Source organism: Kitasatospora sp. NPDC059803, assembly GCF_042732255.1.
In the GTDB taxonomy this organism is placed as follows: Bacteria; Actinomycetota; Actinomycetes; order Streptomycetales; family Streptomycetaceae; genus Kitasatospora.
Map to the genome: position 1 here is coordinate 10,483 of NZ_JBHWIJ010000138.1, position 10,268 is coordinate 20,750.

Here is a 10,268-nt window from a genome sequence, read left to right on the forward strand (position 1 = left end):
CTTTGTGGGTGGCAGGGAGCCCGGCGCGGAGTGCCTGCGGCTGTCCGGCCAGTCCGACGCCTACACCCAGAACGTGGTCAGCGGCACCACCCTGTACGCCCAGATCACCGGCGCCAAGTCGGCCGTCAACGCGTACGACCTGACCACCGGCAAGCGGATCTGGTCCGCCGCCAGCGCCACGTCCAGCCAGGACATCCGGCTGGTGTCCGGCACCGACAAGGACGGCAAGGTCCGCGCCATCGTCAGCCAGGGCTACAACAAGCCCGCCCGGCTGGTGACGCTCTCGCCGGCCGACGGCTCGATGACCGACCTCGGCACCATGGCCATGCCCAACGGCCTGGACATCGGGATGAGCATGTCCGAGTACGTCCTCTCCAGCGACGGCAGCGCGGTGTACGCCTTCCGCCGCGGCAGCTCCGACGCGCCGCTGACCAAGTGGAAGAAGTGACGGCGGGGGGCTGAGCACTCCTCGAACGCGGGCCCTCGGGGCTCGTCCTGGCGGGGCGGGAACGGGCGATCTGTCCGGACCCGCCCCGCCTGTGATTATTCCGGGAGCCCGTCCGTTGGGTCATGGGAGGATTCGCCCCATCAGCCTGACGAAGGAGTGCAGCGAGTGCCCGGCACCAACCTGACCCGCGAGGAGGCCCGCACCCGGGCCGACCTCCTCCACGTGGACGCGTACGACATCGAGCTCGACCTGAGTTCGGCCCGCGAAGGAGGCACCTTCCGGTCCACCACCGTGGTCCGGTTCACGGCCACGACCCCCGGCGCGGACACGTTCATCGACCTCGTCGCGCCGAGCGTCGAGGAGATCACCCTCAACGGCGCGCCGCTCGACCCGGAGAGCTTCGCCGACAGCCGGATCCCGCTGCCGAACCTGGCCGCCGAGAACGAGCTGCGCGTCGTCGCCAACTGCGCCTACACCAACACCGGTGAGGGCCTGCACCGGTTCGTCGACCCGGTCGACGGCGAGACCTACCTGTACACCCAGTTCGAGGTGCCGGACGCCCGCCGCGTCTTCGCCTCCTTCGAACAGCCCGACCTGAAGGCCGCGTTCGCGTTCACCGTGACCGCCCCCACCGGCTGGGTCGTGGTCTCCAACTCGCCCACCCCGACCCCGGTCGGCGAGGGCGCCGCGCAGGTCTGGACGTTCGAGCCCACCGGCCGGATCTCCACCTACATCACCGCGCTCGTCGCCGGCCCCTACGTCGGGGTCTTCGACACCTACGAGAACGGCGACCAGAAGGTGCCGCTGGGCGTCTACTGCCGCCCCTCGCTGCGCGAGTTCCTGGACGCCGAGGACATCTTCGCCGTCACCAAGCAGGGCTTCGACTACTTCCAGGAGAAGTTCGACTTCCCCTACCCGTTCGCCAAGTACGACCAGCTGTTCGTCCCGGAGTTCAACGCCGGCGCGATGGAGAACGCGGGCGCCGTCACCCTGCGCGACCAGTACGTGTTCCGCTCCAAGGTCACCGACGCCGCCTACGAGGCCCGCGCGGCGACGATCCTGCACGAGCTCGCCCACATGTGGTTCGGCGACCTCGTCACCATGGAGTGGTGGAACGACCTCTGGCTCAACGAGTCCTTCGCCACCTTCGCCGAGGCCGTCTGCCAGGCCGAGGCCCCCGGCTCCAAGTGGCCGAACTCCTGGACCACGTTCGCCAACCAGATGAAGACCTGGGCCTACCGGCAGGACCAACTGCCCTCCACCCACCCCATCATGGCGGACATCAACGACCTGGAGGACGTCCAGGTCAACTTCGACGGCATCACCTACGCCAAGGGCGCCTCGGTGCTCAAGCAGCTGGTGGCGTACGTCGGCCAGGACGCCTTCTTCCAGGGCGTGCAGGCCTACTTCAAGCGCCACGCCTGGGGCAACACCCGGCTCACCGACCTGCTCGGGGCCCTGGAGGAGGCCAGCGGCCGCGACCTGCGGACCTGGTCCCAGGCCTGGCTGGAGACCGCCGGCATCAACGTGCTGCGGCCCGCCATCACCCTGAACACCGACGGCGAGATCGAGTCCTTCGCCGTCCTCCAGGAGGCCCCCGCGCTGCCCGCCGGCGCCAAGGGCGAGGCCGTGCTGCGCCCGCACCGCATCGCCATCGGCCTGTACGAGCTCGCCGACGGCGCGCTGGTGCGCACCGACCGGATCGAGCTCGACGTCGACGGCCCGCGCACCGAGGTGCCCGAGCTCGTCGGCCGGCACCGCCCGGCCGTCGTGCTGCTCAACGACGACGACCTCTCGTACGCCAAGATCCGGCTCGACGAGGACTCGATGGCCGTCGTCACCGAGCACCTCGGCGGCTTCACCGAGTCGCTGCCGCGCGCCCTGTGCTGGGCCTCCGCCTGGGACATGACCCGCGACGGCGAACTCGCCGCCCGCGACTACCTGGCGCTCGCCCTCTCCGGCATCGGGCGGGAGAGCGACATCGGCGTCGTGCAGTCCGTGCAGCGCCAGGTCCGGCTCGCCCTCGACGCCTACACCGACCCCGACTGGCGCGAGCAGGGCCTCGCCCAGTGGGCCGACGCCGCCGAGGAGCACCTGCGCTCCTCCGAGCCCGGCAGCGACCACCAGCTCTCCTGGGCCCGCACCCTCGCCTCCGTCGCCCGCACCGACGGGCAGCTCGGCCTGCTCGCCGGCCTGCTCGACGGCACCGCCGAGATCAAGGGCCTCGCCGTCGACACCGAGCTGCGCTGGACCCTGCTCACCCGGCTCTGCGCCACCGGGCGCGCCGACGAGGCCGCCGTGACGGCCGAGCTGGCCCGCGACAACACCGCGGCCGGCCAGGAGCACGCCGCCACCTGCCGCGCCGCCCGGCCCACCGCCGAGGCCAAGGCCGAGGCCTGGACCGCCGTCGTCGAGTCGGACACCCTCACCAACTACGTCCAGGAAGCGACCATCGCGGGCTTCCAGCAGTCCGACCAGCGCGAGCTGCTCGCGCCGTACGCGGCCAAGTACTTCGCCGCCGTCAAGGAGGTCTGGGAGACCCGCAGCCACGAGATCTCGCAGCAGATCATCGGCGGGCTGTACCCGGCGCTGCAGGTCACGCAGGCCACCGTGGACGCGACCGACGCGTGGCTGACCGAGGCCGAGCCGGCACCGGCGCTGCGGCGCCAGGTCGTCGAGGCCCGGGCCGGGATCGAGCGCGCGCTCAAGGCCCAGGCGGTCGACCGGGCGGCGGGCGCCGGCCGCTGACCTGCTGAGGCGCCCGTCGGGGCCCCGTCCGGGGTCCCTTCGGGCGCCGACGGGGCTCCGTTGGGGCGCCGTCGGGCGCCGTCAAGGTGCTGGAAACGCCTGAAGGGGCACCGGAGATCTCCGGTGCCCCTTCGGGGTCGTACAGGTCCTGGTGGACGCGGTGGTTACTTCTTCTTGCCCTTGCCCTTGCCGTACGGCAGGCCCGCGAGGGCGGCGATGATCACGAAGGCGGCGATCGGGATCAGCACGTACAGGCCGATGGTCTGGCCGACGCTCAGGCCAGGACCCGGGTCGTCGCCGTCGTCCCTGGTGAGGGCCATGGCGGGCGACGACAGCAGCATCATCAGCGTGACCGTTGCGGAGACCGCGCCGGCTCGCAAAGCGTTCCTCTTGTCCACGTTTCCAACTTACCCGCCGCTTATGACCCCCCGCGCGTCGGGGTCGGCCTTCCGGAAGGGGGCCGTCCGCAGTGCCGGGGGCAGGCGGCGGGATCAGGTGCCGGGATCAGGTGCCGGGGTCGGACGGCGGGGTCAGACGGCGGGGTGGGCGCCGGGCGGGGCCAGCAGGTGGGCGAGCAGGCGGGCGGCCGGGGTGGCGGCCAGGCGGTCGAGGGTGACCGGGTCGCCGGCGCCGTCGGCGACCGGCAGGCGCCAGTTCGGGTACTGGTCCCAGGTGCCGGGCAGGTTCTGCGGGCGCGGATCGCCGACCAGGTCCGGCAGCCAGACGCCGACCAGCTCCGCCGGGGTCGCGCGCAGGAAGCGGTACAGCACCGGCATCGACAGCGGCTCGCCCGGCGCGAGCAGCCCCCGCGCGGTCAGCTCGGCCCGCCAGTCCGCCAGCTCGGCCACCGCCTCCTCCTGCTCCTCGCCCAGCGGACGGGCCAGCAGCCCGAGCCGGTGCCGCAGCTCGACGTGCTCGCCGGAGAGCCGGGCGGCGGTGCTCGGCAGGTCGTGGGTGGTGAGGGTGGCCAGGCAGCCCGGGCGCCAGCGGTCCGGGGCGAGGATCTCCCCCGCCGCCTGCCAGTCCCGCTCGAACCAGAGCACGGAGGTACCGAGGATCCCGCGCGCCGCCAGTTCCTCCCGGACGCCCGGCTCCACCGTGCCCAGGTCCTCGCCGATCACCGCCGTCCCGGCCCGGTGCGCCTCCAGGGCCAGCACGCCGAGCATCGCCTCGGCGTCGTAGCGCACGTACGCGCCCTCGGTCGGCGGGTGGCCGTCCGGCACCCACCAGAGCCGGAACAGGCCCATCACGTGGTCGATCCGGACCGCGCCCGCGTGCCGGGCCGCCGCGCGCAGCAGCTCCGCGTACGGGGTGTAGCCGGCCGCCGCCAGCGCGTCCGGGCGCCAGGGCGGCAGGCCCCAGTCCTGGCCGTGGGCGTTGAAGGCGTCCGGCGGGGCGCCGACGGAGATGCCGCCGGCCAGCACGTCCTGGAGCGCCCAGGCGTCCGCGCCGTCCGGGTGGACGCCGACGGCCAGGTCGTGGATCAGGCCCACCGGCATGCCGGCCTGCCGGGCCGCGCCCTGGGCCTCGGCGAGCTGCTGGTCGACCTGCCAGGCGAGCCAGCGGTGGAACTCGACCCGGTCGGCGAGCTCCCGGGAGGCGCGCCCCACCTGTGGGCCGTCCGGGTGACGCAGCCCCTTCGGCCAGCCGTGCCAGTCGGCGCCGTGCACCTCGGCGAGCGCGTTCCACAGTGCGTTCCGGCGCAGCCAGTCACCCTCGCGGCGCTGGTAGGCCTCGTACGCGGCCTGGCGGCCGGGGCCGCGCGGCACCTCGTGCAGCAGTTCCAGCGCCTCGCGCTTGAGCGCCCAGACGGCGTCCCGGTCGATCAGGCCGTCGTGCCCCAGCACCTCGTCGCGCAGCCGGGCGGCCCGGCGGCCCAGCTCCTCCGCCTCGGCGCGCTGGTCACCCGTCAGATAGGCGTACTCGGGGACGGCCTCGACCCGCAGGTGCACCGGATCGGCGAAGCGGCGGGAGGAGGGGCGGTAGGGGGACGGGTCGGTGGGGGCGGCGGGGGCGGCGGACAGCGCCTGGTGCAGCGGGTTGATCTGGACGAAGCCCGCGCCGAGGCCGGCGCCCGCCCACCGGGCCAGCTCGGCGAGGTCGCCGAGGTCACCCATGCCCCAGGAACGGTCGGACAGGACGGAGTACAGCTGGGCGAGGAAGCCCCAGCTGTAGCCGGGCAGCGGGGGCAGCTTCTCCGGTGCGACGATCAGCGCCGCCTGGGCCTTGCCCTCGCCGCACTCCGCCCTGAGCGTGTGCCGCCCCAGCGGCAGGTCCGGCGGCAGCCAGTGCGAGTGGCCGCGCGGCAGCTCCCACACCCCGCCGTCCTCCAGCTCCACGTGCAGCCGCGCGTCGGCCGGCACGTCCAGTGCCGTCCGCCGCCCTTGACGGACCACCACGCAGGGCGGCAGCAACCGGGCCTGCTGCGCGGCCCGGTGACGCTCCAGCGCCTCGCGCGCCTGCTCCGGCGTCCCCGCCGCCACCCCCAGGGCCCCCAGCACCGCGACCAGCGTGCGCGCCCCCACGGTCACACCCCCCGGCCCGGGGTACCGGGTGTCCACCCCGTACGCCTGCGCCAGCGCCACCAGTTCGGGCGGTGGCGGCGGCGCGTCCTGCATCGGCACCCTCAGCCCGTCGGCTCCGTCACGGTCGAGATAAGCGGCCACTCGCGGCTCCTGCGATGTCTCGGCAACGCCTGGTCAGGACGACCACAGTCCTACCCGGGTGACGGCCCGACGACGCTGCGCGACACGACCGCGCGGTCGGATCGGCCTGGCGGCCGGGGGCTGCCGCGACCCCGGACCGAATGCTTGAACCGGGGCAGACCCGGCATAGCGGGCGGCCGCGTTGACACCGGGTTGGGTAGCTGGTGGGGTTGCGGCGATGTGGTCCAGGCCTGGCGAGGAGGCTCCTGTGGAAGCCCGAGTGTCCGTTGTGGCCGGGCGGCGGCTGCGGCAGCGGTTGGAGCGGAGTGCGGCGTTGCGGGAGGTGCTGTACCACCCGGCGGCGCTGGCGGCGCGGCGGGCCACGGCGCGGACGTGCCGTCAACTGGCGCCCAGGACGGCGGACCGGCTGATCGCCGGCCTCAAGGGGACGGAACCGCTGCTGGCGTCGGTGCGGGCGGAGCGGGCCCGGCGGGCGGCGGGGCGGCCGGGGCGGCGGACCCTGCAGATCGCGGCGGGGGTCGCGGCGGCGGCGGTGGTCGGCGGGCTGCTGGCCGGGCCGGTGCCGTCGGCGGCGTACGCGGCGTCGGCGGGGCCGGACGTGGTGAGCAGCGCGCCGCAGACGCCGCTGGGGAGCATGACGAACCCGCAGGTGTTCCCGCGGCCGCAGGAGCAGACGGTGGCCGGCAAGCCGGTCGCGGTGCCGGCCGCGGTGACGCTGGTGCCGGCACCGGACGCGGACCTCGGGGCGTTGGACGCCGTCCGGGAGGTGCTGGAGGTCGCCGGGGCGACGACCGTGACCCCGGAGCCGGACGCCGACGCGCCGGCCGCCGGGTCGCTGGTGGTGTACGTCGGCGGACCGGCCGAGGGCGCCGACGGCCGGACGGACCGGGCGCTGCGCGCGCTGTCCGCCGCGGCCGGCGGCAAGGACGGCGCCGCCCCCTCGACCGCAGGCATGCCGGCCGGCGGGTACGTGCTGTCGGTCGGTCAGCTGCCGGCCCAAGGCGGCGGGACGTACGGCGCGGTGGTGCTGGCGGGCGCGGATGCGGTGGGCACCTTCTACGCCGCGCAGAGCCTGCGCCAGCTGCTCGCCGCCGTCCCGGCCGGGCAGGGGCAGGCGCCGGGCGTCGCCGGGCTGGGCCTGCCCGGGATCACGCTGCGGGACTGGCCGAGCGGCGCGCCGGTGCGCGGCACCGCGGAGGCGTTCTACGGCAGCCCGTGGACGGCGCAGCAGCGGCTCGACCAGGTGGACTTCCTCGGCCGCTCCAAGCAGAACTTCTACCTCTACGCCCCCGGTGACGACCCGTTCCGGCTCTCCCGTTGGCGCGACGCCTACCCCGCCGCCCAGGCCGACGAGCTGCGCGAACTGGGCGGCCTGGCCCGGCGCGACCACGTCACGCTCGGCTACGCGATCGACCCGGGGCAGTCGCTCTGCTTCAGCTCCGGCAAGGACGTGGACGCGCTGGTGGCCAAGCTGGACGGGCTGCGCAAGCTCGGCTTCACCGCCTTCCAGCTCCAGTTCCTGGACGTCAGCTACGACGAGTGGCACTGCGGCGACGACCGCGACACGTACGGCACCGGCCCGGCCGCGGCCGCCAAGGCGCAGGCCGCGCTGGTGACCAAGGTGCGGGACCGGCTGATCGCGCGCAACCCGGGCCTGGCGCCGCTGTCCGTCGTGCCCACCGAATACCACAAGCAGGGCGTCACGCCGTACCGCAAGGCGCTGGCCGCGGCGCTGCCGGACGGCGTGCAGGTGGCCTGGAGCGGGGGCGGGGTGATCCCGGAGAAGATCACCGGCGCCCAGGCCGCCGAGACCGGCGACCTGTACGGCCACCCGCTGGTCACCATGGACAACTACCCGGTCAACGACGCCAGCCCGGACCGGCTCTTCCTCGGCGCCTACACCGGGCGCGAACCGGAGGTGGCCACCCGCTCGGCGGTGATGCTCACCGGTGCCATGCAGCAGCCGGTGGCCTCCCGGATCGCCCTCGCCACGGCCGGCGACTTCGCCTGGAACCCGGCCGGCTACCGGCCGGAGGACTCCTGGCAGGCCGCGGTGCGCTCGCTCGCCGGCCCGACCGGCGCCGGCAGCACGCCTGCCGGCACCGCCCTGTCCGCAGTCACCGCGCTGGCCGGCAACAGCTCCTCCTCGCCGCTGTCCAAGCAGGAGTCCGGCTACCTGACGCCGCTGCTCGACCGGTTCTGGGCCGCCGCCGAGCCCACCTCGGGCACCGCGTCGGACCTCGCCAAGCTGATAGAGGCCGCCGCGCCCCTGCGGGACGCCTTCGCCGCGATGGCCACCGCCCAGCAGACCCTCGCCGGCACCCAGGCCACCGCCCAGCTCGCCGCCGAGGCCGCGCCCTGGCTCGCCCCGCTGCACGACTACGGGCTGGCCGGACAGTCCGCGCTGGACATGCTGCTGGCCCAGCACGGCGGCGACGGCGCGGCCGCCTGGAAGGCCCGGGTGGAGCTCAACCGGCTGCGCGAGCAGCTCGCGCAGAGCCCGGCCACGATCGGCGCGGACGTGCTCGCGCCGTTCCTGGAGCGGGCCGTCCAGGCCGCCGACAACTGGGCCGGGGTGGCCGGCGGCGGGATCACCCCGACCACCACCATGGGCACCGCGCACGACCACCTGCCCGCGCTGATGACCGACGGCGTGGCCGACACGTTCTACTGGAGCTCCGCTCCCCCGCAGCCCGGCGACGCGGTCGGCGTCGACCTCGGCGGCGGGCGCCCGGTCGGCGCCGTCACCGTGCTGATGGGCTCCTGGGGCAACGGGCCGGACGGCCGGAGCGCGGTCGACGACTACCTCCACGACGGCGTGCTGGAGTACAGCACCGGCGAGGGCGGCTGGAAGCAGCTCGCCGTGGTCAAGAACCAGAAGTCGGTCAGCGCCAAGCTGCCGGCCGGCCCGGTGGTGCGGGCCGTGCGGCTGCGGGCCACCGCCGCCCAGAAGACCGCCGTCGCGGTGCGCGAGTTCACCGTCACCGCGCCCGACGACGCCCCCGCCAGCGTCACCGGCGGACCCGCCGCGCTGCCCGGCTCCTCGGCGTCCGCGGTGCTGGACGGCAACCCGGACACCGCGTACCGGGCCGCCAAGCCGCCCACCGCGCAGGACGAGCCGCTCACCGTCGAGCTGGGCGCCGCCCGCCCGCTCGACCGGCTCACCGTGCTCACCGACCCGGGCGTGCACGCCACCGCCACCGTCTCGGTGCGCCGCTCGGACGGCGGCTGGACGGACATCGGCACCGTGCAGCCCGGCTACAACGAGCTGCCGGCCGGCGGGCAGGCCGCCGACGCGTTCCGGCTGACCTGGAAGCCGGGCGGCGACCCGCCGGTGGTCAACCAGGTGATCCCCTGGTACGCGGACGTCCCGGCGGCCCGGCTCAGCCTGTCCGACCCGACCCTGGACGTGGTGACCGGCGCCGCCGCGCCCGCCCAGACCCGGGCCACCGTCGAGGCCGGCCGCCCCGAAGGGACCACCGGCGAGCTGCGCACCGAGGTGCCGCCCGCGGCCAAGGGCCTGACCGTGACCCCGGCGGCCGGGGTGACCGTGCCGCGCGGCGGCCGCATCGGCGTGCCGCTGCTGGTCAGCGCCGATCCCGGGACGCCGTTCGGGACGTACCAGGTGCCGGTGCAGTTCGTGGCCGGCGCCACCACCGTGAAGCAGGTACTCCAGGTGCACGTGGTGCCGCCGACCAGCGGTCCGGACCTGGCGCTCCACGCGAAGGCCACCTCCTCGGGCGACGAGACGCCGAACTTCCCCGCCTCGGCGGTCACCGACGGTGACCCGAAGACCCGCTGGTCCTCCCCCGCCAAGGACGACGCCTGGGTGCAGCTGGAACTGCCGCAGACGACCCACCTGGGCGCTGCGGTGCTGCACTGGCAGGCCGCGTACGCCGCCGCCTACCGGCTCCAGGTCTCGGCGGACGGCACCACCTGGACCGACGCGGCGACGGTGGACAACGGCAGGGGCGGCGACGAGACCGTGCGCTTCGACGCGCCGGGCGCCCGGTTCCTCCGGGTGCAGGGCGTGGCCCGGGCCAACAAGTACGGCTACTCGCTGTGGGGCGTCGAGCTGTACGCCGTCACCCCGCCCGCCCCGTCGCAGCCGCCGGCCGTCCCCCCGGCCCAGCCGGACGGCGGCGCCACCACCGCGCCCACCACCGCGCCCACGGCCCCGACCACGGCCCCGACCGCTCCGAGCGCCCCGGCCACGCCCCCGGCGGGCGGGACTCCGGGCGGTACGACAGGCGGCACGACAGGCGGCACGACGGGCGGGACAGCGCCGCCGAAGAAGTAGTCGCCGCGCTCCCCACCGGACAACGCGGCGGGGGGGGGGGGGGCGGGCCGGGGGGGGGGGGGGGCCGCGCGGGGGGGGGGGGGGACGTGAGGAGGTTGGGGGGGGC

5 protein-coding genes are annotated in these 10,268 nt (G+C 75.2%); 3 read left to right on the top strand and 2 right to left on the bottom strand.

Annotated features, from left to right (window positions below; all coding sequences use genetic code 11):
- Together ACFV6I_RS21860 and pepN are read left to right on the top strand one after the other, a co-directional pair.
- Positions 1–448 (top strand): hypothetical protein (locus ACFV6I_RS21860; RefSeq protein ID WP_380427117.1); only part of this gene is annotated, 448 nt, incomplete at its 5' end.
- A 165-nt stretch (positions 449–613) separates the two neighbouring features.
- Positions 614–3,196: an aminopeptidase N gene (pepN, locus tag ACFV6I_RS21865; RefSeq protein WP_380427119.1), complete on the top strand. Its 2,583-nt coding sequence runs from the start codon at positions 614–616 to the stop codon at positions 3,194–3,196.
- 164 nt (positions 3,197–3,360) lie between these two features.
- Here pepN and ACFV6I_RS21870 read toward each other — a convergent pair whose 3' ends face one another.
- Positions 3,361–3,594, bottom strand: a complete 234-nt coding sequence (locus tag ACFV6I_RS21870; protein WP_079135908.1) for a hypothetical protein — start codon at positions 3,592–3,594, stop codon at positions 3,361–3,363.
- 132 nt (positions 3,595–3,726) lie between these two features.
- The gene (gene malQ / locus ACFV6I_RS21875) at positions 3,727–5,814 is read right to left on the bottom strand and encodes a 4-alpha-glucanotransferase (RefSeq protein ID WP_380427123.1); all 2,088 of its coding nucleotides are present in this window, start codon (positions 5,812–5,814) and stop codon (positions 3,727–3,729) included.
- Positions 5,815–6,109: 295 nt separating this feature from the next.
- On the opposite strand from malQ, the gene ACFV6I_RS21880 reads away from it, so the two are divergent.
- Positions 6,110–10,162, top strand: coding sequence for a beta-N-acetylglucosaminidase domain-containing protein (locus ACFV6I_RS21880; RefSeq protein ID WP_380427121.1), 4,053 nt, complete (start codon positions 6,110–6,112; stop codon positions 10,160–10,162).
- Positions 10,163–10,268: the final 106 nt, after the last annotated feature.

Coding starts and splice junctions, on each gene's coding strand:
- malQ (WP_380427123.1), bottom strand. CDS start 5,814: ATGCAGGACGCGCCGCCGCCACCGCCCGAACTGGTGGCGCTGGCGCAG.